This window comes from Allobranchiibius sp. GilTou38 (assembly GCF_017565325.1).
Taxonomy (GTDB): Bacteria; Actinomycetota; Actinomycetes; order Actinomycetales; family Dermatophilaceae; genus Allobranchiibius; species Allobranchiibius huperziae.
The window spans coordinates 156083-179982 of sequence record NZ_JAGEKN010000005.1 but is presented as its reverse complement, the minus strand read 5'-3'; the positions used below and the strand labels follow the sequence as shown (position 1 = coordinate 179982).

General features: G+C 71.2%; 27 protein-coding genes. 19 read left to right on the top strand and 8 right to left on the bottom strand.

Translation table 11 applies throughout. The features are described from left to right. Positions 1 to 40: 40 nt before the first annotated feature. The 11 genes from JOB34_RS04285 (at position 41) to JOB34_RS04235 (ending at position 10349) form a co-directional block, all read left to right on the top strand. On the top strand, positions 41 to 1660 hold the full coding sequence (locus JOB34_RS04285) for a bifunctional uroporphyrinogen-III C-methyltransferase/uroporphyrinogen-III synthase (protein WP_208051698.1): 1620 nt from the start codon (positions 41 to 43) through the stop codon (positions 1658 to 1660). Then, complete coding sequence (gene hemB, locus JOB34_RS04280) at positions 1660 to 2634, top strand: porphobilinogen synthase (RefSeq protein WP_208051555.1); 975 nt, start codon at positions 1660 to 1662, stop codon at positions 2632 to 2634. Before JOB34_RS04285 ends, hemB begins: the two co-directional genes overlap by 1 nt. A gap of 44 nt (positions 2635 to 2678) precedes the next feature. After that, positions 2679 to 3155 carry a MarR family transcriptional regulator gene (locus JOB34_RS04275; protein ID WP_208051554.1) on the top strand — a complete coding sequence of 159 codons (477 nt, stop codon included), beginning with the start codon at positions 2679 to 2681 and terminating at the stop codon, positions 3153 to 3155. A gap of 186 nt (positions 3156 to 3341) precedes the next feature. Then, positions 3342 to 4655, top strand: a complete 1314-nt coding sequence (hemL, locus tag JOB34_RS04270) for a glutamate-1-semialdehyde 2,1-aminomutase (RefSeq protein ID WP_208051553.1) — start codon at positions 3342 to 3344, stop codon at positions 4653 to 4655. Between the two features lie 81 nt (positions 4656 to 4736). Then, on the top strand, positions 4737 to 5384 hold the full coding sequence (locus JOB34_RS04265; protein WP_208051552.1) for a histidine phosphatase family protein: 648 nt from the start codon (positions 4737 to 4739) through the stop codon (positions 5382 to 5384). Then, a complete protein-coding gene (locus JOB34_RS04260; protein ID WP_208051551.1) occupies positions 5381 to 5971 on the top strand; it encodes a TlpA disulfide reductase family protein in 591 nt (196 codons plus the stop codon). Before JOB34_RS04265 ends, JOB34_RS04260 begins: the two co-directional genes overlap by 4 nt. Positions 5972 to 5976: 5 nt before the next feature. Beyond that, positions 5977 to 6726: a cytochrome c biogenesis protein CcdA gene (locus tag JOB34_RS04255; protein ID WP_208051697.1), complete on the top strand. Its 750-nt coding sequence runs from the start codon at positions 5977 to 5979 to the stop codon at positions 6724 to 6726. Next, positions 6726 to 8348: a cytochrome c biogenesis protein ResB gene (locus JOB34_RS04250; protein WP_208051550.1), complete on the top strand. Its 1623-nt coding sequence runs from the start codon at positions 6726 to 6728 to the stop codon at positions 8346 to 8348. Before JOB34_RS04255 ends, JOB34_RS04250 begins: the two co-directional genes overlap by 1 nt. Further along, a complete protein-coding gene (gene ccsB / locus JOB34_RS04245; RefSeq protein ID WP_208051549.1) occupies positions 8345 to 9343 on the top strand; it encodes a c-type cytochrome biogenesis protein CcsB in 999 nt (332 codons plus the stop codon). Before JOB34_RS04250 ends, ccsB begins: the two co-directional genes overlap by 4 nt. A 5-nt stretch (positions 9344 to 9348) precedes the next feature. Further along, the gene (locus JOB34_RS04240; RefSeq protein ID WP_179478848.1) at positions 9349 to 9582 is read left to right on the top strand and encodes a DUF4229 domain-containing protein; all 234 of its coding nucleotides are present in this window, start codon (positions 9349 to 9351) and stop codon (positions 9580 to 9582) included. 23 nt (positions 9583 to 9605) lie between these two features. Next, positions 9606 to 10349, top strand: coding sequence for an N-acyl homoserine lactonase family protein (locus tag JOB34_RS04235; protein ID WP_208051548.1), 744 nt, complete (start codon positions 9606 to 9608; stop codon positions 10347 to 10349). A 7-nt stretch (positions 10350 to 10356) separates the two neighbouring features. On the opposite strand, the gene JOB34_RS04230 is transcribed toward JOB34_RS04235, so the two are convergent. The 4 genes from JOB34_RS04230 to JOB34_RS04215 form a co-directional block, all read right to left on the bottom strand. After that, positions 10357 to 11712, bottom strand: coding sequence for a glutamine synthetase family protein (locus JOB34_RS04230; RefSeq protein ID WP_208051547.1), 1356 nt, complete (start codon positions 11710 to 11712; stop codon positions 10357 to 10359). A gap of 61 nt (positions 11713 to 11773) precedes the next feature. Then, positions 11774 to 12157: a DUF2255 family protein gene (locus tag JOB34_RS04225; protein WP_208051546.1), complete on the bottom strand. Its 384-nt coding sequence runs from the start codon at positions 12155 to 12157 to the stop codon at positions 11774 to 11776. 64 nt (positions 12158 to 12221) lie between these two features. Then, entirely contained in the window at positions 12222 to 12734 is a 513-nt protein-coding gene (locus JOB34_RS04220) for a GNAT family N-acetyltransferase (protein ID WP_208051545.1), read from the bottom strand. Next, positions 12731 to 13963, bottom strand: coding sequence for a hypothetical protein (locus JOB34_RS04215; RefSeq protein ID WP_208051544.1), 1233 nt, complete (start codon positions 13961 to 13963; stop codon positions 12731 to 12733). The genes JOB34_RS04220 and JOB34_RS04215 overlap by 4 nt, the downstream gene beginning before the upstream one ends. 75 nt (positions 13964 to 14038) lie before the next feature. Here JOB34_RS04215 and JOB34_RS04210 point away from each other — a divergent pair, with 75 nt between their 5' ends. Then, positions 14039 to 14998, top strand: a complete 960-nt coding sequence (locus JOB34_RS04210) for a helix-turn-helix domain-containing protein (RefSeq protein WP_347813713.1) — start codon at positions 14039 to 14041, stop codon at positions 14996 to 14998. A 15-nt stretch (positions 14999 to 15013) separates the two neighbouring features. Here JOB34_RS04210 and JOB34_RS04205 read toward each other — a convergent pair whose 3' ends face one another. Together JOB34_RS04205 and menE are read right to left on the bottom strand one after the other, a co-directional pair. Further along, entirely contained in the window at positions 15014 to 15898 is an 885-nt protein-coding gene (locus JOB34_RS04205; protein WP_208051542.1) for a 1,4-dihydroxy-2-naphthoate polyprenyltransferase, read from the bottom strand. A gap of 40 nt (positions 15899 to 15938) precedes the next feature. Next, on the bottom strand, positions 15939 to 17096 hold the full coding sequence (gene menE / locus JOB34_RS04200; RefSeq protein ID WP_208051541.1) for an o-succinylbenzoate--CoA ligase: 1158 nt from the start codon (positions 17094 to 17096) through the stop codon (positions 15939 to 15941). Between the two features lie 38 nt (positions 17097 to 17134). Between menE and JOB34_RS04195 the strand changes: the two genes are divergently transcribed. Together JOB34_RS04195 and JOB34_RS04190 are read left to right on the top strand one after the other, a co-directional pair. Then, positions 17135 to 17872 carry an SDR family oxidoreductase gene (locus tag JOB34_RS04195; RefSeq protein ID WP_208051540.1) on the top strand — a complete coding sequence of 246 codons (738 nt, stop codon included), beginning with the start codon at positions 17135 to 17137 and terminating at the stop codon, positions 17870 to 17872. Continuing rightward, complete coding sequence (locus tag JOB34_RS04190) at positions 17869 to 18645, top strand: inositol monophosphatase (RefSeq protein ID WP_243757605.1); 777 nt, start codon at positions 17869 to 17871, stop codon at positions 18643 to 18645. The genes JOB34_RS04195 and JOB34_RS04190 overlap by 4 nt, the downstream gene beginning before the upstream one ends. Here JOB34_RS04190 and JOB34_RS04185 read toward each other — a convergent pair. After that, positions 18617 to 19642, bottom strand: a complete 1026-nt coding sequence (locus JOB34_RS04185; protein ID WP_208051539.1) for an o-succinylbenzoate synthase — start codon at positions 19640 to 19642, stop codon at positions 18617 to 18619. The two genes, JOB34_RS04190 and JOB34_RS04185, sit on opposite strands and share 29 nt — an antisense overlap. After that, the gene (locus JOB34_RS04180; protein WP_208051538.1) at positions 19639 to 20304 is read right to left on the bottom strand and encodes a maleylpyruvate isomerase family mycothiol-dependent enzyme; all 666 of its coding nucleotides are present in this window, start codon (positions 20302 to 20304) and stop codon (positions 19639 to 19641) included. The genes JOB34_RS04185 and JOB34_RS04180 overlap by 4 nt, the downstream gene beginning before the upstream one ends. A gap of 81 nt (positions 20305 to 20385) precedes the next feature. On the opposite strand from JOB34_RS04180, the gene JOB34_RS04175 reads away from it, so the two are divergent. From JOB34_RS04175 to JOB34_RS04155, 5 genes are all read left to right on the top strand, one after another. Further along, a complete protein-coding gene (locus tag JOB34_RS04175; protein WP_208051537.1) occupies positions 20386 to 21321 on the top strand; it encodes a 1,4-dihydroxy-2-naphthoyl-CoA synthase in 936 nt (311 codons plus the stop codon). Further along, entirely contained in the window at positions 21321 to 21911 is a 591-nt protein-coding gene (locus tag JOB34_RS04170) for a hypothetical protein (RefSeq protein WP_208051536.1), read from the top strand. The genes JOB34_RS04175 and JOB34_RS04170 overlap by 1 nt, the downstream gene beginning before the upstream one ends. After that, positions 21908 to 22537, top strand: coding sequence for an HAD hydrolase-like protein (locus JOB34_RS04165; protein ID WP_208051535.1), 630 nt, complete (start codon positions 21908 to 21910; stop codon positions 22535 to 22537). Before JOB34_RS04170 ends, JOB34_RS04165 begins: the two co-directional genes overlap by 4 nt. Positions 22538 to 22599: 62 nt before the next feature. Further along, entirely contained in the window at positions 22600 to 22983 is a 384-nt protein-coding gene (locus JOB34_RS04160) for a cold shock domain-containing protein (protein WP_179478864.1), read from the top strand. A 4-nt stretch (positions 22984 to 22987) separates the two neighbouring features. Further along, positions 22988 to 23881: a DUF3027 domain-containing protein gene (locus tag JOB34_RS04155; RefSeq protein ID WP_208051534.1), complete on the top strand. Its 894-nt coding sequence runs from the start codon at positions 22988 to 22990 to the stop codon at positions 23879 to 23881. Positions 23882 to 23900 lie beyond the last annotated feature (19 nt).

The following is a 23900-nucleotide window of genomic DNA, read 5'->3' as shown; positions in this document are numbered from 1 at the left end:
ATCGAATCGCAAGAGCGGCACGGCGAAGGGCGCCAAGGCCGTGAAGGCCCTGCCCACCGTCGCCTTCGTCGGCTCGGGCCCCGGCGACCACGGACTGCTGACCACGCGGGCCGTCAGCCTGCTGCGTCGCGCCGACGTCATCGTGATCGACCGGATCGCGCGCGAGGACTTCGTCGCGCCCTACGCCCGCGCCGACGTCGAGATCGTCGACGCCGGGCACGGCGAGGCCGGCCAGCCGCTGACCCACGCCTCCCGCGCGAAGCTCGTCGTGCGCGCCGCGAAACAGGCGTCGCCGAGCGACCCGTCCTCCGAGGAGACCCTGGTGGTCCGCCTGATGGACGGCGACCCCGCGATGTTCAACGGTCTGGCCGAAGAGGCGGTCGCCCTGCGCAAGGCCGGCATCCCCTTCGAGATCGTGCCCGGCGTCAGCGCGGTGTCCGCGGTGCCGTCGTACGCCGGAATCCCGTTGACCAACAACGCGACTCGTGCTGTGCACGTCATCAGTGCCGGTGACAGCAAGGTCGCGTGGGAGCGCTCCGCCGGCGACGACACGACCGTCGTGCTGCTCGGTGCCACCGAGAACATCGCCGACGCGCTGGGCCGGTTGCTCGCGGCCGGGCGGGACGGCGACACCGGTGTCGCGCTCACCTCGCAGGGCACCCTGATCGAGCAGGCCACCCAGGTCACCACCCTCGCCGATGCGGCCGATGCGATCCGCGCCGACAAGGTGCACGCGCCGACCGTCGCGGTCGTGGGCGGCACCGTGGCGCTGCGCGACCAGCTGTCCTGGTGGGAGAACAAGCCGCTCTTCGGCTGGAACGTCCTCGTGCCGCGCACGAAGGAGCAGGCCGGCACGATGACCGAGCGGCTGGCGTCGTTCGGTGCGGCCAGCGATGTGGTGCCGACCATCAGCGTCGAGCCGCCGCGCACCCCGCAGCAGATGGAGCGGGCCATCAAGGGCCTGGTCACCGGTCGCTACGAGTGGATCGGCTTCACCTCGGCGAACGCGGTGCGTGCGGTCAAGGAGAAGTTCGCCGAGTTCGGTCTGGACGCCCGCGCGTTCGCCGGGCTGAAGATCGCCGCCGTCGGGGGAGTCACGGCCGATGCCCTGCGCGAGTGGGGACTGGAGCCGGACCTGGTGCCGGACGGTGAGCAGTCGGCCAAGGGACTGCTCGCGGGCTGGCCGGAGTACGACGACCTGCTCGACCCGATCAACCGGGTCTTCCTGCCGCGCGCCGACATCGCCACCGACACGCTGGTGGCCGGCCTGCAGGAGATGGGCTGGGAGGTCGACGACGTGACGGCCTACCGCACGGTGCGCGCCGCTCCGCCGGCTCCGCAGGTGCGCGAGGCGATCAAGTCCGGTCGATTCGACGCGGTGCTCTTTACCTCCAGCTCCACCGTGCGCAACCTGGTGGGCATCGCGGGCAAGCCGCACACGTCCACCGTGGTGGCGTGTATCGGCCCGGCGACCGCGAAGACCGCCGAGGAGCACGGCCTGCGGGTCGACGTCCTGGCCGCCGAGCCGTCCGCCGCGTCACTGGTCGACGCCCTGGCCGACTACGGCCGCGGCCTCGCGCTGTCCGCCGCCGAGGCGGGCGACGACGTACGCCGTCCGAGCGAGCGGCGTACGGCGGCGCGGCGCAAGGCCAAGGCCTGATGGAGCACCGCCCGCGCAGGCTCCGCCAGACCCCCGCGGTCCGGCGGCTGGTGGCACAGACGCGGCTGCACCCGGCCGATCTGGTGCTGCCGATGTTCGTCAAAGAGGGCCTGACCGACGCGGTCCCGCTCGCCTCGATGCCGGGCGTGCTGCAGCACAGTCTGGACTCCCTCGTGGTCGCGGCACGGGACGCGGTCGCGGCCGGCGTCGGCGGGTTGATGATCTACGGAGTGCCCGAGCACCGCGACGAGATCGGTTCGGGCGCAACGGATCCGGACGGCATTCTCAATGTCGCGCTGCGCCGCCTGCGCGACGAGCTGGGTGACAGCACGGTCCTGATGTCCGACCTGTGCCTCGACGAGTTCACCTCCCACGGGCACTGCGGAGTGCTCGACGACCGTGGTCGCGTCGACAACGACGCCACCCTGGAGCTCTACGCGCAGATGGCGCTGGCGCAGGCCCGCGCGGGCGCCCACGTGCTGGGGTTGTCCGGGATGATGGACGGCCAGGTCGCCGCGTGCCGCGCGGCCCTGGAGGAGGCGGGCTTCACCGACACGATCATCCTGGCGTACGCCGCCAAGTACGCCTCAGCGGCGTATGGGCCGTTCCGCGAGGCCGTCGACTCGGCCCTGCAGGGTGACCGCGCGACCTACCAGCAGGACCCGGCCAACTTCACCGAGTCGCTGCGCGAGGTCTCTCTCGACCTGGCGCAGGACGCCGACATCGTGATGATCAAACCGGCGCTGCCCTACCTCGACGTGCTGCACGCCGTCGCCGGTGAGGTCGACGTCCCCGTCGCCGCCTACCAGGTGAGCGGTGAGTTCGCGATGATCGAGGCGGCCGGCGCCAACGGCTGGATCGACCGGGACCGGATGATGCTGGAGACGCTCACGTCCATCAAACGCGCGGGTGCGTCGATCATCCTCACCTACTACGCCGTCGAGGTCGCCACGATCCTGCGAGCCACCATCTGAGAAGGTCGGTCGGCGGTAGGCTCGGCTGCCATGAGCGGGCGTCCGTGACAGCCACCGACCAGGTCTGGCTGACCAAGGAACAGCAGCACGCCTGGCGCGCCTATCTACGTGCCAGCCGCGCCCTCGAAGTGCGCCTGGACACCGAGTTGCAGGGCGCCGGGCTCTCGTTCGCGGAGTACGAGCTGCTGTCGATGCTCTCGGAGGCCCCCGAGGGATCGATGCGGATGAGTCAGCTCGCCGACCTGATCATCCAGTCCCGCAGCCGGGTCACCCACACCGCCAACCGTCTGGAACGTCGCGGGTGGGTCGTGCGCAGTGACGCGCCCGAGGATCGTCGCGGTGTGGTCCTCTCCCTCACCGTGCCCGGCTGGGACACCGTGCGCCGCGCCGCACGCCTGCACGTGCAGGGGGTGCGCGAGCACTTCATCGAGCAGATCGGCGTTCACGACCTGGAGGTGCTGGGCGAGGCGATGGACGCCGTACGCCGGCATCTGACCGGCAAGGACACCGAGGTCGCCTGACCGTCAGCTGCCCGACCGCGGCAACGCGTCGCTGTGTGTCGGGGTGTGCGGTCTGCGTTCTCGGCCAGTGCTGCAGCACTGGCCGCAGACGTAAACCGGCCACGTAGACGCAGTGGTCCACGTCCCTCCGTCGTGCCTGGTGGTGGGGGCCGAGCCGGACTGCGCGGCGCCTGCGAGGATGGCGACATGCCTGCTGCACAGCCCACCACCCGGTCCGACGAGTTGATGCGCACCGCGCGCACAGTGATCCCCGGCGGGGTGAACTCGCCGGTCCGAGCCTTCCGATCCGTAGGCGGCACACCGCGTTTCATGGCGTCCGGCACGGGTCCCTGGCTCACGGACGTCGACGGCAACCGCTACGTCGACCTCATCTGCTCGTGGGGTCCGATGATCCTCGGGCACGCCCACCCGGACGTCGAGCAGGCCGTGCGGGACGCGGCGGCCAAGGGGTTCTCCTTCGGCACGCCGAGCGAGAACGAGGTCCTGCTCGCCGCCGAGATCGTCGACCGGGTCGCGCCGCTGGAGCAGGTGCGCCTGGTGAGCTCCGGCACGGAGGCGACGATGAGCGCGCTGCGCCTCGCGCGCGGCGCGACCGGCCGCAGCAAGGTCGTGAAGTTCGCCGGCTGCTACCACGGCCACGTCGACGCGCTGCTGGCCGCGGCCGGCAGCGGGCTGGCGACGTTCGCGCTGCCGGACTCGGCCGGAGTGCCGGTGTCCAGTGCGCACGAGACCATCGTGTTGCCCTACAACGACGTGTCCGCCGTCGAGGCGGCGTTCGCGGAGCACGGCGACGAGATCGCCTGTGTCATCACCGAGGCAGCCGCCGGCAACATGGGCGTGGTGCCGCCGGAGCCCGGGTTCACTGCTGCGCTGCGGCGGATCACCCGGGAGCACGGGGCGCTGCTGATCAGCGACGAGGTGATGACCGGCTTCCGCTGCTCGACCGCCGGCTGGTATGGCCTGGAGGGCGAGCCCGAGGGCGGCGCACCGGATCTGTTCACCTTCGGCAAGGTGATGGGCGGCGGCTTCCCGGCGGCGGCGTTCGGCGGGTCGGCCGAGCTGATGAGCCGGCTCGCACCGGACGGGCCGGTCTACCAGGCGGGCACGCTGTCGGGGAACCCCGTCGCGACGGCCGCCGGCCTCGCGACCCTGCGCGGGTGCACCCCGGCTGTCTACGACCGCCTCATGGAGGTCAGCGACGCGCTGATCACAGGCGCCACCGAGGCGCTCAGCGCCGCCGGAGTGCCGCACGTGATCGGCTGCGCCGGCTCGATGTTCAACGTGTTCTTCCGCGACGAGCCGGTGCGTGACTACGACGATGCGCGCGATCAGGACACGGCCGCGTTCGGGCGGTTCTTCCACTCGATGCTGCAGCAGGGCGTGCATCTTCCGCCGAGCGCGTTCGAGTCGTGGTTCGTCAGCGCCTCGCACGACGACGAGGCCGTCGACGCCGTACTCGCGGCGCTGCCGACGGCTGCCGCTGCCGCGGCGGCGGCCTGAATCGCCGCCCCTGCGCGTCGTGTTCGCGGCGGTGCCCCGGCGGTCACGAACCACACAGACACGGATGAGAAACTGGGGGACATGACGGGAGGGGACCGCACGATCGTGCACCTGGTGCGCCACGGGGAGGTCTACAACCCGGGCAAGGTGCTCTACGGCAGGATGCCGGGTTTCAAGCTGTCGGAGCTCGGTGTGCGGATGGCGCACATGACCGCGGCCTACCTCGCCGACAACGACATCGCCCACCTCGTGTCCTCGCCTCTGGAACGCGCTCAGCAGACGATTGAGCCGCTCGCCGAGGTGGCCCGGTTGCCGGTGACGCTGGACGATCGCGTCATCGAGGCCGACAACGACTTCGAGGGGCTGACAGTGGGCGCCTCGCCCCGTCAGCTGCTCCAACCGCGCTTCTGGCCGAAGCTGGTCAACCCGGTCAAGCCGTCCTGGGGGGAGCCGTACGTACAGATCGCCGCCCGCATGCGCGCGGCGATCGCCGATGCACGGGTGAAGGCCGAAGGTCGTGAGGCAGTGATCGTGAGCCACCAGTTGCCCGTATGGATCTCGCGGCTCGACGCCGAACACCGCCGCCTGTGGCACAACCCGCGCAACCGCGAGTGCACACTCGCCTCGGTCACCAGCCTGACCTTCCGCGGCCCGGAGGTCACGATGGTGACGTACGCCGAGCCGGCCGCCTCGCTGCTTCCCCTCGCATCCGCGGTGGTCGGCGCATGAGGCCGCTACGTCTGACCGCGGGTGCGGTGTGCGCGGCCGTCCTCCTGACGGCGTGCAGCAGCGGTGGCGGAGGCAACACCATCGGCGGGCAGGCCCGCAACGCCGGCGGCGGCGGCAGCGACAGGACCGTCGAGCAGCTGTCGGTCGCGCAGCGCGGCAAGCCGCTCGCGGTGTCCGGCACGGAGCTGACCGGTGCGCCGTGGTCGAGCACCGCCAGCGCTAAGGGCAAGGTCGTCGTGCTCAACGTCTGGGGCTCGTGGTGCGGGCCGTGCCAGACGGAGTTCGGCGACCTGCAGAAGGCGTGGACGCAGCTCAAGGCCAGCGGCAAACCGGTCGTGCTGATGGGCCTCGACTACAAGGAAGGCACCGACACCGCGCTCGCGACGACGCGGGAGCGGGGGATGACCTACCCGTCGCTGCAGTACGGCGACGGCCAGACGATCGCCGCGCTCGGTGGCAACTTCGGGGGCAGCGCACCGACCACATTGGTGCTGGACTCCCAGCACCGCGTGGCCGCGCGGGTCACCGGACCGGTCGACAGCACCACCTTGGTCGGCCTCGTCGACGACACCCTGTCCGGCAAGTGACGGCGATGTCAGCCGACGTGCAGCAGGTCGTCGCCACCGGCAGCCTCCCGCTCGCGGTGGGCCTCGCTCTCGCCGCCGGGTTGGTGTCGTTCGCCTCCCCGTGCGTGCTGCCGCTGGTGCCCGGATTCCTCGCCTACGTGACCGGTCTGACCGACGAACGCCGCCGCACCAGACTCGTCTCGGGCGCGCTGCTCTTCGTGCTGGGTTTCGGCGTCGTCCTCGTCGGCGTTTCCCTCGCCCTCAGCTGGGCGCTGGACCTGACCCGCAACCACCTGGGTCTGGTGACCCGGGTCGGCGGGGTCGTCGTCATCCTGTTGGCGCTGGTCTACCTCGGTTTCCTCGGGCAGCGAGGGCTGCCGGTGAGCTGGCGCCCCGCCGCCGGCCTGCTCGGCGCACCGCTGCTGGGCGTGGTGTTCGGGCTCGGCATGAGCCCCTGCGTCGGCCCTGTCTACGGCGCGATCCTGGTCGCGGCGGCACCGCTGAACCACGACAGCGGGTCGGTACCGCGCGGGGTAGTGCTCGCCATTTGTTACACCATCGGGCTCGGCATCCCCTTCGTGCTCATCGCGGCGGGCTGGTCCCGCGCCGAACGCGCCTCGCGCTGGCTGCGCGACCACCACCGGGCGGTGCAGCTGATAGGCGGCACCTTGATGCTCATCGTGGGAGTGCTCATGGTGAGCGGTCTCTGGGAGGACTTCGTGACCTGGATCCAGATACAGCTCGTCGGCAACGGCGCGTTCGAGCCGGCGATCTGATGAGCACCATCACCCAGCCCCGGCTCGGCCCGCTCGGGACCGCTCGATGGTTCTGGCGGCAGCTGACCTCGATGCGCACGGCGCTGTTCCTGCTCCTGCTGCTGGCGGTCGCGGCGATCCCCGGGTCGATCATCCCGCAGACCGGCATCGACGCCGGCCGCGTCGCGACGTACAAGACCAACCACCCGAGCCTGGCGCCGTGGCTCGACCGACTGGGCTTCTTCAACGTCTTCACGTCGCCGTGGTTCGCGGCGATCTACATCCTGCTGATCATCTCGCTCATCGGCTGCGTGATCCCGCGCATCCGCATCCACCTGCGCACGCTGCGGGCGCCGGTGCCGCGGACGCCCAAGAACCTGTCGCGGCTGCCGGCGTACGTCGAGCGCAGCGTCGACGAACCGGCCGACGTCGTGCTCGACCGCGCGCGGGAGGTGCTGAAGCGCAAGCGCTACCGGGTGCGCGAGGACGAGACCGTCGAGGGCGGTGCGCAGTCGTCGTGGTCCATCGCGGCGGAAGCCGGTCGGATGCGCGAGACCGGCAACCTGATCTTCCACTCGTGCCTGATCTGGGTCGTATTGGCCGTCGCCGCGGGGCACCTGTGGGGATGGCGCGCCGACGTGATCGTGCCGGTCGGCCAGGGCTTCTCCAACAGCGGCGGCTACGACACCGAGAACCTCGGGCCGCTCGTCGACGACTCGAAGTTCAGCCCGTGGTCGATCCGCCTGAACAGCCTGGACGTGTCGTTCGAGGACAAGGTCCCGCCGACGTCGCCGCAGTACGGCCAGCCGCGCCACTTCACCGCGTACACCACGGTCACCGGCACGAACGGCAAGTCCAAGCGCGAGGTGATCTCCGTCAACCACTCGCTGCCGATCGGCGGCAGCTCGGTCTACCTGCTCGGCAACGGCTACGCGCCGATGATCACCGTGCGCGACGCCAAGGGCAACGTGCTCTACCGGCAGGAGACGCCGTTCCTGTCCCAGGACAACAACTACAAGTCCACCGGTGCGATCAAGGTGTCGTCGCTGCCTGCTGCGAAGCAGATGGGGTTCTACGGGTTCTTCCTGCCGACCGCTGCGTTCTCCGACACGGCCGGTCCCGTCTCGACCTTCCCCGCGCCGAAGGACCCCGCGCTGGTGCTCGGGATGTGGGTGGGTAATCTCTTCCCGAACGGCGCGGCCCAATCGGTCTACACGCTCGACCCCTCGGCCATGAAGCAGGTGCAGGGCACCGGCGCTCAGGCCAAGCAGCCGCTGCGGATCGTCCTCAAGCCGGGGCAGACGACGAAGCTGCCGGGCGGACGGGGCTCGATCACCTTCGACAACGTGCAGCGCTGGGCGGGCCTTTCGACCCGGCACGACCCCGGCAAGATGCCCGCGCTCTACGGCGCGCTGCTCGGCCTGATCGGGCTGATCATGTCGATGACGCTGCGCCGCCGGCGGGTCTTCGTGAAGGTGTCGGCGGACCCCCAGGATCCCGCGCGTAGCCTGGTCAGGGTCGGCGGCCTCGCCAAGGGCGAGGACCCGCGGTTGCAGGTGGCGATCGACGGGCTGGCGCTCGCGGTGGCCGGCGATGACAGCACGCACGTACAGCTCCGTACTCAGGCAGGTGCCCGCACATGAAGTTCGACTTCAGCAACGACCACATCAACACGGGCGTCGCCACCCTCTCCTCCCACTTCCTGTGGGCCTCGGCGCTGGTGCTCACGCTCGCGATGGTCTCCTTCGCGCTCGACCTGGCCGGTGCGCCGCACCGAGCGGCGCGCCTGGAGGCACGTCGGTCCACCGCCGCGCAGACCCGGGCCACGGCCGACGGCGACGTGCTCGTCGACGCGCCCGCCACCACGCAGCTGACGCCGGAGAAGCGGCAGTGGGGCGGCATCGGCATGTCGCTGTCCTGGCTCGGCACGCTGCTGCTCATCGTCGCCGTCGCCACCCGCACCATCGCGGTGGGTCGCCCGCCTCTGGGCAATATGTACGAGTTCTCCATGGTCGGCTGCATGTTCGCCATGGTGTTCTTCCTCGCGTGGAGCCTGAAGTCGGACATCCGCTGGCTGGGCGTCTTCGTGACCGGCCCGATCGTGCTCTTCGAGATGCTCGCCGCCGTCGTCTATTACACCGCGGCCAGCTCGCTGATGCCGTCGCTGCAGAGCTACTGGCTGTCCATCCACGTCACTGTCGCGACCCTGTCCGTGGCGCTGTCGACGCTGGCGTTCAGCCTGACCGTGGCCTACTTCGTGCAGAACTGGCGCGACGAGCGGGGCGAGGCGGGTCGCGAGCGCCTCAAGTGGATGGACGCGCTGCCGTCCGCGGCGTCGCTGGACCGCACGACGTACGGCGTGCTCATCGTGGCGTTCCCGATGTGGACCTTCACGCTCATCGCCGGGGCGATCTGGGCGCAGGAGGCGTGGGGCCACTACTGGAACTGGGACCCCAAGGAGGTCTGGACGCTCGTCATCTGGGTCGTCTACGCCGCCTACCTGCACGCCCGCGCGACGGCCGGCTGGTCCGGCAAGAAGGCGGCGTACATCGCGCTGGCCGGTTTCGCCGCGATCCTGATCAACTACGGCGTCGTCAACGTGTACTTCGTCGGCCAGCACTCCTACTCCGGGCTGTGACCTGAATGGCCCGCTACACCCTCCTGCGCCTGTCGACGTTCTTCCTCGTCCTCATCGCGCTGTGGTTCTGCCAGCTGCGTGGCTGGCCGCTGCTGGTGATCTCCGCAGTGGTGTCCGCGGTCATCTCGGTCTACGCGCTGCGGGTGCCTCGTGAGCGGTTCGCCGCCCAGGTCGAGCGCCGGGTCGAGAAGAAGCGCGAGAAGGCCGACGCGATGCGCACGGCCGAGGACGACGACTGACCTCCTGCGCCGAGCAGCTGTGGGTGCTCGACCTGGGGGTGTGCGACTGCACCGCCTCGACCGTGGCGCCCCGCTCGGGCGGGTCGCGTCTGCGGCTTCCGGTCTCGGCGTACCTGGTGCGGCTCGCCGACGGTGCCCACCTGCTCGTCGACACGGGGATGCACCGGGGTCACGTCGACGACCCGGACCTGGCCTGGCGGGGAACGGACTCCCAGGGCGATCTGCGCGGGGTGATGACTCCTGCGGACACGCTCACCCACCGGCTCGGTGAGCTCGGTCTGACGCCCGTGGACGTCGGGTACGTCGTCAACACCCACCTGCATTTCGATCACGCCGGCGACAACGACCTCTTCCCGCACGCGCGGTGCTTCGCGCAGCGTGCCCAGGTCGACTTCGCGCGCGACAACCCCGACTACCCGGCGCGTTTCTGGGACCTGCCGCAGCTGGCGTACGAGCTGCTCGACGGCCCGGCCGAAGTCGCGCCGGGGGTGCGGGTGCTGCCCACTCCAGGACATACGCCCGGCCACCAGTCCGTCGTGGTGCAGCTCCCGCAGACCGGGACGGTGATCCTCGCGGGAGATGCTGTGCACGTCGCGAGCAGCTTCGAGCGGGACGACTGGACGGCCCATCACGATCCGGTAGCGGCTCGGCGCAGCGCGTACTCACTACGGGAGCTGGCCGACGCGACGGGCGGGCTGCTGATCTACGGCCACGACCGGGCGCGGCCCCAGTCCCTGCGTCTCGCGCCGCACTCCTCCTACCGCTGAGCCGGCGTCAGATCGACCAGGCGAGCCGAAACAGCTCGGCGACCTCCTCCGGTTCCCGGTCGCCGTAGGTGTCGAGTTCGTGCCGTCGTACGCCGACCGTAGCGTCGACGATGTCGTCGCCCAGCAGCCGCCGGGCGCGCGCGGATCCGTCCAGCGCCGCCAGGACAGTCGCCAGGTCGTCGGGTAGCAGCGGCACCCCGGCCGCAGCCCGGTCCTCGTCGCTCCATCCGCTGGGGTCTTCGTCGACCTCGGCGGGCAACGACGTGCCGTCGGTGATGCCCTCGAGGGCGAGCGCCAACACCGCCGCGCTCGCGGCGTAGACGCCGGCTGACGGGTCGATGCACTTCACCTCCACGTTGGAGCCGTCCGGGGTGCTGCCCCGGATGAGGCGTACGGCGGTCTCCCTGTTCTCCAGACCCCAGCCGGCGTGCGCGCCGGACCACATGCCGGGGGAGAGGCGCGCACCGGAGAGCAGCGACCCGGTCAGCAGACCTTGCACCTCGGCCAGCCCGCGCAGGACACCGCCGATCGCAGCACCGCCGTCGCTGGTCATGCCGTGCGGTCCGTCACCGCCTCCGAAGAGCGGCCGGCCGTCTCGTTGCAGCGAGAAGTGCTGGTGCGCACCGTTGCCCACCGCCCCGTGGAACGGTTTGGGGGAGAACGACGTCCGCATCCCGTGACGTCGTGCCGTGCGCCCGACGAGAAGCTTGGCCAGCACGACGGCGTCGGCCGCGTCGACCGGTGACTGCGGTGCGAGGGAGAACTCGAACTGCTGCGGGCCGTACTCGCTGTGCAGCTGCTCGATCCGGAGCCCACCGGCCTCGGCGGCCATGAGCAGGTCGGAGGCGAAGGCCTCCTGGTCGAGCAGTCCGGTCGCGCCGTACGGCACCCAGCCGCCGCCCTGCGCCGCTCCGTCGGAGCCGACCAGCACGAACTCCAGCTCGTGGCCGACGAGTGCCGCCAACCCCGCGGACGCCAGCTGCTGCTCGACGGTCCGAAGGAGGCTGCGCGTGCACGCGCCGACCGGATCCCCCTGCTGCGTCCGCAGATCGGCTGGAGCCCACGCGAGTCCGTCGCCGAGGTCGTGCAGCGCGTCGATGTCGATGCGCAGCCGCAGATCTCCGGTGGCGTCGATGCCCGGGGCGGAGGCGATCGCGGCGTCGATGCAGAACACCGGCCACACCCGCGCCGCCCCGAGGCCCGTGCGGTGGAACGCCTCGAAGCGCGGCATCGGCACGCTCTTGGCGAGAGTCAGCCCGGCGGCGTTGACGGTGGTGCCGAGCACCGCCCGCACCCCCGCCGTCTCGAGCGTCGTGCGCAGGTGCTCGAACTTCTCGCGATCGGCGTGCTGCGAAGTCGTCATCGCAGCATCATGCCGGGTCGGTCACCGAACCATCCGCAATCCGACGGCGCCGCAATCACCGTCAGGGACGGTCGGGCACCAGCCGCAGCGTGGCGTCGGCTGCGTCGTCGCCGACCATCCGGTCCCCGGAGGTGCTGCCGTACTTGGCGCGGTAGGCGGCGTCGACGTCCGCGCGCAGCTCGGCGGGGCGGCTGCCGACGTCCTTGATGGTGACGTCGGCCTCGAGGCCGGGGACCTTGATGCGGCCCTTCAGGGACCTCGTCGCGTGGCCGAACCAGCCGGTGTCGCGCCGGTACCACGTCCGCACGTAGGCCTCCGTGCCGACGCACACGACCCAGATCGTCACCCACCGGCGCAACGTCCCGTCCGCCCGCCTGACGGCGATCTGCAGCTCGTCGGCGGCGGTGATGTGAGCCGCCTCGTCGGTGGACCACGAAGAGGTCATGACGCTGCTCCGATCCGCGTCGCGCGTCCGCCGACGCCGTCACCATCCATCATGCCGCGCGGTGTCAGCGCACCATCCGGATCTCCGGCAGGGCCGCGGTCTCGGGCAGGTAGACGTGCCGGCTGCCCTCCGGCGTGAAGCCGTTGCGCCGATAGAAGCGCTGCGCCGCGAGGTTGGCCTCGAAGACCCAGAGTTCGGCCGGCTCGTCGTTCGGGAGCGCGGCGTCGAGGAGGTGTTGGCCGAGGCCGTGGCCGGGGGCGCCGACGTACAGGGTGTAGAGCTCGCGGCTGCGCGCTCGTGGGATGTCGATCTGCTCCGAACGGGCCGGGCCGCTGCACACCCATCCGACGACGTCGTCCCCCTCGACCGCGACGAGCGCGGTCGGCGCGACGCAGAGGTGGGAGCGGACCTCCGCGGCCCAGAACGTCATCGGCACGGTCGCCCAGAAGGAATCGTCGACCAGATCGGCGTACGTCGTGCGCCACATCCGGTCGACCAGGGCTGCGATCGCCGGGACGTCCTCGGTCGCGGCAGCCCGGATCGCAGGGCCGCCGCTGTCGCCATGTGCTGTCGTCACCGCAGCATCATGCCCTCGTCCTCTGCCGGCTCGACGCCGGTCGTCTTCCCCGACCGGACGTGGGGCGCCGAACGTCTGAGGCCGCGGGTGAGTGAGACGGTGACCAGGGCCGACGCGACCGCGAGGATGCCCATGGCATCGTACGGCGGGACTGCCATGGCCACGGCCCCTCCGGCGAGCGCGCCCAGCGACTGGCCGATCATCAGTCCGTTGCTGAAGAGCCCGAAGGTCTGACCACGGATGTCCGGTGAGGTGCAGCCCAGCAGCCTCTCCTGCATCGGCAACGACGCGCAGTAGCCGAAGGACGCCAGGAACGCGAGCACGGCTGCCACGGGCAGCGCGGGGTGGCAGAAGAACGCCAGGTACGGCGCGGCGAGCCAGAGCCGTACCGGCCCGATCAGTCGATCGCGCAGGGGCGGCGGGATGAAGCGCCCCATCACCACATCCCCGAAGAGCATCCCTGCCGCGGACGTCGCGAAGAGGAGACCCGCCCCGGCCGCACCCGCGAACGGGACGAACAGCGCTTCGCATCCGACGATCAGACCGTTGGGCACCCACATGCAGAGGTAGAGCGGGCGTGTCACGCGCGAACCGAGCAACGAGCGGTTCACGGTGCGGGTACGGCGCATGAGGCTGCTGCCCCCGTTCGACACGGCGCGGTGGTCGCCGACGCCGAGGCGCACCACGACGATCGCGACGACATCGGCGACGGCGGCGATCACGAACAGCCCAGGTGCCGAGAACCAGTGCAGGAGAACGCCACCCAGCCCGTATCCGATGATCTGCATGACGCCGACGGCGATGTTGAGTGTGGCGCGACCCAGGAGCAGTCCGTCAGCCGGAACGATCGCGGTGAGAAGCCTGACCGTCGATCCACCCGTCGCCGACGCGACCAGGAACGGCACCGCAAGGATCGCGAACCGCGCGCCCCACGGCATGCCCGGGATGGCCTGGAGCGAGTCGGCGACCAGAGCGGCCACGGCCGAGGCGATCATCGCGGTGCGGGGGCGCAGCGAATCGGAGGCTCCGAGCACCAGGGACGAGCCGAGCAGCGTGATGAGGGGTCCGCCGAACATGCTGAGCGCGGTCAGGACCGGTGAGCCGGTGGCACCGTAGGTGATGGTGCCGAGCGCCAGACCTGCCAGCGAGATCGATGTCATCACGATGCATCGAGCCACGAAGAGCGCACGGAACTGCGAGACGGCGAAGATGTCGCGGTAGGTGCGCATGAAGATCGACGCTGGCACTCGGGGTCGCCGAGGCACAATGATTCGCGTGAGGGCGAAACATTGAGCCGATGGATCGTGCCGGCGGACCTTCTCGCGCGGTCCCGGTTCGTGGTGTCGCCGCTGCACGAGGTGTCCGCGGCCATCACCTTGCTCGGGCGACCGCCGAACGTGCCCTGGCAACGTGCCTTCTACTCGGCGCACCGTGCGGCGTACGACGCCATGCTGGCCGATCATCCCGTGCGAGCAACGCTGCTGCACAGCGCCTTTCGCGGTAGCACCGCGAACAGACTGGGATGGATGGCCGACTTTCTGACCGTCGCACCGGAGCGGCCCGGCATGAGCTTCCAGGAGGAGCTCGACGTCATCGCCCGTGAATGGGACGACGCCAGGGTGCTGGGCGATCTGTGGGAGGTCGGGCACCAGTCACCCGCGGAGATCCTGCAGGCACCTGGCGTCCACCGTGAGCTGCTGGCGTTGCTGGAGTGGGTGTGGACCGCGACGGTGGCGTCGGACTGGCCCCGTCGGGAGCGGGTGCTGCAGGCCGACATCGTCTCGCGGACGGCGCGGCTCGCGAGCGGAGGATGGGCGGCCGTCATACCCGAGTTGTCCGCGCGATGGAGTTGGCTTCCCGACGGGCAGCTGGTGGTGAGCCGACACGACATCCCGCCGCGCGACCTGCGGGACGCGCTCTCGCTCTCCTTCGTGCCGGTCCACTCCCCGGGCACCTGGGTCTCGTGGAGACTGCCCACCCACTACGCCCTGGCCTACCCGGTCGGAGGCGCGCTCGCCGACACCGGGTCACCCCTCGGAGACGGCCTGGCCAAGCTGGTCGGCGGCAACCGGGCCCGGGTGTTGCGGGAACTGTCCGCCCCGCACAGCACCACCCAACTCGCGGCACTGACCGGACTGCCCATCGGGTCTGTCGGCGGCCACCTGCGGGTGCTGCTGGACGCCGGTGCCGTCCTGCGACGGCGCTCGGGACGCGAAGTGCTCTACTGGCGCACCGAACTGGGCGACGCGCTCACGTCGACCTGATCCGACGCCGTGAGGTCAGCCGACCAGGTAGTCGAGGTAGAAACCGAGGCCGAGCAGCACGCCGTACCCGAGCGCCGCGAGGCTGGTGCCGGCGATCGCGGGGATCAGCGCGCGACCGCGGGTGCCTCGCACGATCAGCAGCATGGACGGGACGGCCGCGCCGACGCCGAGGATCCCGAGCAGCGTCCACGTGCGGGTGTGGGCCGCGAAGATGGTCGCTGCCAGCGCGACGCAGAGCAGGAAGACGTAGAAGACCGCCGTGCCGTGCTCGCCCATCCGCACGGCCAGGGTCCGCTTGCCGACCTCGCGGTCGCCCGGGATGTCGCGCAGGTTGTTGGCGACGAGCACCGCGCACGCCATCGCGCCCACGCCCACGGCGGCAGCCCAGGTGGCGCTCTCGACGTGTCCGACCTGGGTGTAGGTGGTGCCCAGCGTCGCGACGAGGCCGAAGAAGACGAAGACGAAGAGCTCGCCGAGGCCGAGGTAGCCGTAGGGGTGTTTGCCGCCGGTGTACTTCCACGCGGCGACGATGGCGAGGACCCCGATGAGCAGCAGCCAGAACTGGTTGGCCAGCGCCACGAGCGCCAGCCCGCACAGCGCGGCGAAACCGAACGCCATGAAGGCCGCGAGCTTGACGTTGCCCGCCGTCGCCAGCCGCTGCCCGACCAGCCGGACCGGGCCGACGCGCTCGTCGTCGGTGCCGCGGATGCCGTCGGAGTAGTCGTTGGCGTAGTTCACGCCGATCTGCAGGCTGACGGCGACGAGCAGGGCGAGCACGGCGTACGTCGGGTTGGCGTGCCGCAGCGCGTACGCCGCTCCGGTGCCGGCCACGACGGGGGCGACGGCGAGGGGCAGGGTGCGCGGCCGGGCGCCCTGCACCCACTGGTTCAACGTGGCCATGGTGGGGTGCGGCTGCCTTTCGGACGTGCGGGGAGGTGGCTCAATCCTGCCATCCGGGCAGGGCCGCCAGCGCCACGCGGTCCGGCTTACCTGGTCCGCGCAGCGGGAGCGCGTCCAGCACGAGGAGCCGGCGGGGCAGCGCGTACGCCGGGAGATCCCCTCGCAGTGCGTCGCGCACCTCGTGCACCGTCCATGAATCGGACATGCGCAGCGGGTCGGATGTGCCCCGTTGCGCATGTCCAAAACGGGTGGGGACGACGGCCAGCGCGACCACCTGCCCCCACTCGGGGTCCGGGAGCGCCAGCGCGACCGCGTCCGCGACCCCGGGGAGCGCGGCCGCCGCGTCCTGCACGACCTGCGGCGCGACCTTCAGGCCGCCGGTGACGATCACGTCGTCGCGGCGCCCGAGCACCCGCAGCACCCCGTCGCGCACCTCACCGAGGTCGTCAGTGCGGAACCGCCGCAGCGGGGTCGAGAGGTCGAACGCCGCTTCCGTGCGCTCGGGGTCGGCCAGGTAGCCGTGCGCGATCGTCGGGCCGGCCAGCGTGATCCGCCCGTCCTCCTCCAGCTCAACCGACACGCCCGCCAGGGGCACGCCGTCGTAGACGCAGCCACCTGCGGTCTCGCTCATCCCGTACGTCGTGAGCACGCTCACCCCGGCGTCCGCGGCGCGCGCGAGCAGGGTCGGTGAGGCCGCGGCCCCGCCGAGGAGGATCCCGGCGTAGCGGCGCAGGGACTCCGGCGCCGCGTCGAGCAACCGGCCGAGCTGGGTGGGCACCACCGACGTGTACGCGCGCTCCTCGGTCAGCTGCGCGGTGCGAGAGACGAATCCGTCGACGTCGAACCGGTCGAGCACCAGCAGGTCGGTCCCGGCGCGCAGCGACCGGATGATCACCTGGGTGCCGGCGATGTGGTGGGCCGGCATGGCCAGCAACCACTGGCCGGGACCGCCGAGTCGCTCGTGCGTCGCGTCCGCGCTCGCCCGCAGCGCCGCCGCGGTCAGCATCGCCCGCTTGGGGGAGCCGGTCGACCCGGATGTGCTGACGACCAGGGCCAGATCGTCCGGGAGGGGACCATCGGGCAACGCAGCGGAGTCGAGCGCGAGCGCGGGCCCCGTCCCTTCCAATGCCTGACCCAGCGCGTTCCGGTACGCGCCGACGTCATCCGGGCGGACGGCGTACGGGACGAGGGTCGGCACGGTCAGCAAGCGTAGGCCGCGGCCCTATCGTTGCCCCCATGACCAAGCGGATCGCAGTGGTGACCGGCGCGAGCAGCGGGATCGGGGAGGCGTCGGCCCTGCGGCTTGCGGCGGACGGTTTCGAGGTGATCTGCGCGGCGCGTCGAACCGACCGGATCGACGGACTGGCCCGCGAGATCGGCGGACGCGCGGTGCGCTGCGATGTGACGTCGAGCGCTGACGTGGCTGCGCTCGCGGAGGCGGCGGGCGACCGGATCGACCTGCTCTTCGCGAACGCCGGCGGCGCCTACGGCCTCGACCCGGTGGCCACGGCCGACCTGGACGACTGGCGGAAGATGTACGAGGTCAACGTGATCGGCGTCGCCGCGACGATCAAGGCGCTGCTTCCCGCGCTGACCGCCGGGCACGGCACGATCCTCGCGACCGGGTCGTACGCAGCGTGGGCGCCGTACGAGGGCGGCGCGGGCTACTGCGGCGTGAAGGCGGCGGTGCAGGCGCTGATGGGGTCGCTGCGGCTGGAGCTGTGGGATCAGCCCGTCCGGGTCTGCGAGATCGACCCCGGGATGGTGGCAACGCCCGAGTTCAGCCTCGTGCGCCTCGGCGGCGACCAGGCGAGGGCGGACGCGGTGTACAGGGGGGTGAAGGGACCGCTGACGGCGGAGGACATCGCCGAGTGTGTGGCGTTCGTCGCCGGTCAGCCCGAGCACGTCAACCTCGACAGCATCCTGGTGCGGCCCCGAGCGCAGGCCAGCAAGGACAAGATCGACCGCGAATGATGCAGACCGAGGAGATCCTGGCCCTCCTGCAGGAGGTCGGGGAGCAGGTCGTCACGCCACGGTTCCGGGCCCTGTCGGCCGACCAGGTGATGGAGAAGAATCCCGGCGACCTGGTGACCGTCGCCGACCGCGAGGCGGAGGTGCTGATCACCGCGCGGCTGCGGGCGGCGTACCCCGGCGTGCTCGTCGTGGGCGAGGAGGCGGTCGCGGGAGACCCGTCGCTGCTCACCGCCGCCCGGACGACGCAGGACTTCTTCACGGTCGACCCCATCGACGGCACCAAGAACTTCGTGCACGGCTCGGTCGACCACGCCATGATGATCGGCGAGGTACGCGGGGGCCAGCCGGTGCGCGCGTGGATCTGGCAGCCCGAGCACCGGGCGGCGTACGTCGCCGAACGCGGCTCGGGCGCCTACCGCGACGGCGTGCGGCTGGAGCGGCGGGTGGCGCACGAGCCGGCGGACGGGCGTACGTCGGACCGGGCCATGATCGGCCGAACCCCGGCCGGGTTCGAGCCGCTGACCCTGACCTGGGTCAGTTGCGGGATCGACTACCCCAAGCTCGCCGCCGGCGAGTGCGACTACCTGCTCTATCGATCCGTGATGCCGTGGGACCACGTGCCGGGCTCGCTGATCGTCGCCGAGGTGGGCGGGGCCGTCGGTTACCTCGACGGTGGCGCATACGACGCGGGCAGCCTCGCGAAGCCGCTGCTCGCGGCTGCGACGCCCGAGTTGTTCGAGTCGGTCAGAGGCGCCTTGCGCGATCTGCGCTGAGTGCTGTGCGGCAGGCCGAGACGCGGTCCTGCCACCAATGGACCCGGCCGGGCGCGGCCGCCCACCGGTCGAGCAGTTCGGGGGAGACCTCGGGATTGCGGACCTGCAGCGAGCCTGCCTGCGGCACCAGGCGATCCGTGGTCACGTCGCCTTCGAGCAGTTCGACCGTGCCGAGCCCGCAGGCGTGCTCCAGCGACGGCAGCGCCGCCGCCAGGGCGAGGCCGGCGGCGATGCCCACACTGGAGTCCAGCGCGCTGGAGACCACGATCGGCAGTCCGCACTCCTGCGCGACGGCAAGGGCGGCGCGCACGCCGCCCAGAGGCGCGACCTTGACCACGGCGATGTCGGCGGCGCCGAGCCGCGCGACCCGCAGCGGGTCCTCGGCCTTGCGGATCGACTCGTCGGCCGCGATCCGCACATCGACGCCCCTGTGCGCCAACAGAGTTCGCAACTCGACCAGCTCCTCGACGGTCGCGCAGGGCTGTTCGGCGTACTCCAGTCCATACGCTGCAAGGCGTTCGAGGGACGCGGCGGCCTCTTCCACGGACCAGCCGCCGTTGGCATCCACCCGCACCCGGCCGTCCGCGCCGAGGACGTTGCGCACCTCCGCCACTCGCGCCAGGTCGTCGGCCGGGCGCTGCCCGCGCTCGGCGACCTTCACCTTGGCGGTCGTGCAGCCGTCGTAGCGGGCGAGGACGGCGGGCACGTCGACCGCGTCGACGGCAGGGACGGTCGCGTTGACCGGGACGCTCTCGCGGACCGCGACGGGCCACTCGTCGTATGCCGCCTCGATCGCGGCCAGCAGCCATCGCGACGCCTCTGGCGGCTCGTACTCCAGGAACGGCGCGAACTCCCCGTAGCCGGACGGGCCTGCCAGGTAGGCGATCTCGCGATAGTCGATGCCGCGGAACCGGGTGCGCAGGGGGATGCTCACGACCCTCAGACCGTCGAGCAGATCCCCGAGAGCGGGTACGTCGGCGCAGCTCACGAGGCTCACTCCGGTGGTGCGTCGTGCGGCAGCGGCCCCAGGCCGGCGAAGAGCTCGACGTACGGCTCGATGTCGCCCTCCACGGTCCAGGCGCGTAGCTGGTCGGCGCTGCGGCGTGACATCAGCGCGCGGGTCAGGTCGAACTCCGAGGCCTCCACCCGCACCGCCGGCGCACCTTCGCCCGCGACGAACTGCCACGTCGGTGAACGGAGTTCGATCGTGGAGGCGCCGGTGTCACGCACCCGCTCGGCGAACCCGTCCGCCATCCGGTCGCGCAACGCGCGCAGCCCGTCGGTGTCCCGGGCACCCAGGGAGTGCAGCGCGGCTCGCAGGTCCTGTTCGTGGATCACCACGTCGCCGAGCGGTCGGGTGGTGTGCGCCTGCATCCATGTCGCGAGAGGCTCGGTGAGCGAACGCCATTCGCCGACCAGAGCCGCGACGTCCCGCCCACGGCGCTGGTCGACCTGCTGGCCGGTCCACGCCTCGTTGTGGTCATCGGGCTCGTCACCGGCGAGGACGTCGGCGTCCAGACCGATCATGTGCGACAGCAGGTCGCGCACGGTCCAGTCCGGGCACGCGGGGACGATCGTCTCCGCTGCGTCCGCGGACAGCCCCTCGACCAGCTCGATGACGCGCGCCTGGGCGTCCTTCCACTCCTGCACCGCATCCATGGCACCGACAGTACGACCGGGTCGGCAGCCGCGACCGGCAGGGAGTGCACCCGCCCGACCGCCCGGCATACAGTCGTCCGCGTGACCGACGCAGCCGCCGACCAGCCGTTCGATCCCTCGTCCTGGGAGCCGGTGGCCGGTTTCGACCTGACCGACATCACCTATCACCGGTGCACGCTGGAGGGCCCGGCGCGCGGCACGGTCCGGGTCGCCTTCGACCGTCCGGAGGTGCTGAACGCGTTCCGGCCGCACACCGTCGACGAGCTCTACCGGGTGCTCGACCACGCGCGGATGACCCCCGACGTCGGCGCGATCCTGCTCACCGGCAACGGCCCGAGCCCCAAGGACGGCAAGTGGAGTTTCTGCTCCGGCGGCGATCAGCGCATCCGCGGGCGCAGCGGATACCAGTACGCGGAGGGCGAGACCGCCGACACCGTGGACGCCGCGCGGGTCAAGGCGCAGGGCGGGCGGCTGCACATCCTGGAGGTGCAGCGGCTGATCCGCACGATGCCGAAGGTCGTGATCGCGGTCGTCGGCGGCTGGGCAGCGGGCGGCGGCCACTCGCTGCACGTGGTGTGCGATCTGACCATCGCGAGCCGCCAGCACGCGCGGTTCAAGCAGACCGACGCGGACGTCGGCTCGTTCGACGCGGGCTACGGGTCGGCGTACCTGGCCAAGCAGGTCGGCCAGAAGTTCGCGCGCGAGATCTTCTTCCTGGGCCGCACGTACGACGCGGAGGCCATGCAGCGAATGGGCGCGGTCAACATCGTGGCCGACCACGCGGAGCTCGAACGCGAGGCGATCCAGGTCGCGGCCGAGATCAACGGCAAGTCCCCGACCGCGCAGCGGATGCTGAAGTTCGCCATGAACCTCACCGACGACGGTCTGATGGGGCAGCAGGTCTTCGCGGGCGAGGCGACCCGCCTGGCGTACATGACCGACGAGGCCGTCGAGGGCCGCGATTCGTTCCTGGAGAAGCGCGACCCCGACTGGTCGCCCTACCCCTGGTACTTCTGATGAACGACCACTACGTCGACCCGGCGGGACCACCGCGCACCCGCGGCTGGTGGCCGCTCGGCATCGGGCTGGTCTGTCTGCTGATCCTGGCGCCCGGATGCCTGGGCCTCGGGATCTGGACCGGCGTGCGCAGCGGCCTGGACGCCCTGCAGCACGGCCGATGGACGGCGTCGGCCCCGCAGCGGCTGGAGGCGTCGACCCGGTACGTCCTCCTGGCCTCCCGCGGCACCGCCGACCAGATCGGCGCGGGCGCGCGGTGCGGCGCGCTGGACCCGTCCGGGCAGTTCATCCGCTTCGTCAGCAGCTCCGGCAGCACCATCGACGACGACACGGAGGCGGCCGCCTTCACCTCGACCACGGCGGGCAGTTACCGGCTCGACTGCGGCGACGCGTCCTTCCGGGTCGCCACCCAGAGCAGGATCGACGGCCTCGGTCACGACATCGGGATCCCGGTGCTTCTCGGCTTCGCGGGTGCGGCCGTCTTCGGGCTGCTCGGGCTCGCACTGGTGATCTTCGCGATCGTGCGGCTCGTGAGCTCCTCCGGCGAGCGCCGCCGGTGGACCCAGAGCGGGGCACCGAACCAGTGGTGAGCGGCGCGCCGTTCGTCGTGGGGTTCGACCTCGACATGACCCTGGTCGACTCCCGGCAGGGGATCGTCGAATGCATGCAGCAGGTGCTGTCCGAGCGCGGTGTCACCGCACGTGACGAGCAGCTGTGGCCGCTGATCGGAGCTCCGCTGGAGGCCAACCTGGGTCGTTTCCTCCCCGCTGAGCAGGTGCGCGGCGCGGCTGACGACTACCGGGCGGTCTATCTACAGCACGCTGTACGACTGACCACCGCCCTCCCGGGGGCGGTCGAGCTGGTCGAGCTGATCCACGCCGACGGCGGCCGGGTGCTGGTGGTGAGCGCCAAGGCTCCCGCGGCGGTGCACGCGGTGCTCGAGCACGTGGGCCTGCGCCCGGATGTGGTGGTCGGGGCGGTGTTCGCCGAGGACAAGGCGGTCCCGCTGCGCGCTCACGACGCGCGGATGTACGTCGGTGACCACCAGGGCGACATGTACGCCGCCCGGGCCGCCTCGGCGTACGCGGTCGGCGTGACGACCGGGCCGCACGACGAGGCGATGCTGAGAAAAGCCGGGGCCGACGCCGTCGTGCCCGACCTGGTGGCTCTGGGGGAGCGGCTCAATGAGTTCGAGCGAGCCGCCTCGACGGGTTAACCTTGTCCGTCAGCGGAAATGCGACGGAACACCCCAACACGCAGCGAACGAGTAGGTGCATCGTGCCCAGCGGCAAGGTCAAATTCTTCGATTCCGAGAAGGGCTTCGGATTCGTCTCCGGCGACGACGGCCAGGACGTCTTCCTGCCCTCCAGCGCCCTGCCCACCGGCACGACCGTGGTCAAGGGCGGCACCCGCGTGGAGTACAGCGTGGCCGAGGGCCGTCGCGGCGCGCAGGCGCTGAGCGTGAAGATCCTGGACGCCGCTCCCTCGCTCGCTGCCCGCCACCGCAAGCCCGCCGACGACATGAGCCTCATCGTCGAGGACCTGATCAAGATGCTCGACGGGCTCGGCAACGGACTGCGCCGCGGCCGCTACCCCGACAAGGCGCAGAGCGGCAAGATCGCCGCCGTCCTCCGCGCGGTCGCCGACGACCTCGAGGTCTGAGTCCATGCCCACCAAGACGCGCTCGACGCGGCCCAAGGCCGACAAGGTCCTGACCGATGCGGTCGAGGTCGCCCGCGCGGCCGCCGTCGAGATCTCCTCCGCCGAGGACGTCGGTGAGCACCTGGGTGTCGTGATGCTCGACGAGCGCCTGGCCATGCACCAGTTCGCTTGTGAGCGCAGGGGATACCAGGGTTGGCACTGGTCGATTTCCGTCGCCCGCGCCCCCCGCGCGAAGATCGCGACGGTCTGCGAGGCCAACCTGCTCCCCGGCGACCAGGCCGTCCTGTCGCCCGAGTGGCTGCCGTACGCCGAGCGCCTGGCGCCCGGTGACATCGGCGCCGGCGACATCACGCCGTACATCGAGGACGACCCGCGCCTGGAGGCCGGCTTCGAGGCCACCGGCGATGAGGACGTCGACGAGACGGGCTTCTTCGAACTGGGCCTCGGACGGCCGCGCGTGCTGTCCGCGGAGGGTCGCGACGAGGCTGCGCAGCGCTGGTACGACGGCGCGCACGGGCCCACGTCCGAGATCGCCGTGAAGGCACCGGCACAGTGCACGACGTGCGGTTTCTTCCTGCCCATGGCCGGTGCACTGCGCCAGGTCTTCGGGGTCTGCACCAACGCCTGGTCGCCGAGCGACGGCGCCGTGGTCTCCCTGGACCACGGGTGCGGCGCGCACAGCGAGGTCGAGCTGGATCTGCCGTCCTCCGAGCCCGAACAGGGCCATGTGCTGGACGAGTTCGCGCTGGAGGTCTCCGAGGCCGCGCCTGCTGCGCCCGAGCAGGAGCCGCCCGCCGCGGTGGAGGTCGAGCCGGCCGCGCCAGAGTCCGAACTCCCCGAGCCGACCGACGCGACCTCCGAGTCCGACGCACCGGACGACGGGCCGCAGGAGGCCTGAGTTCGCCACACCCGATCGC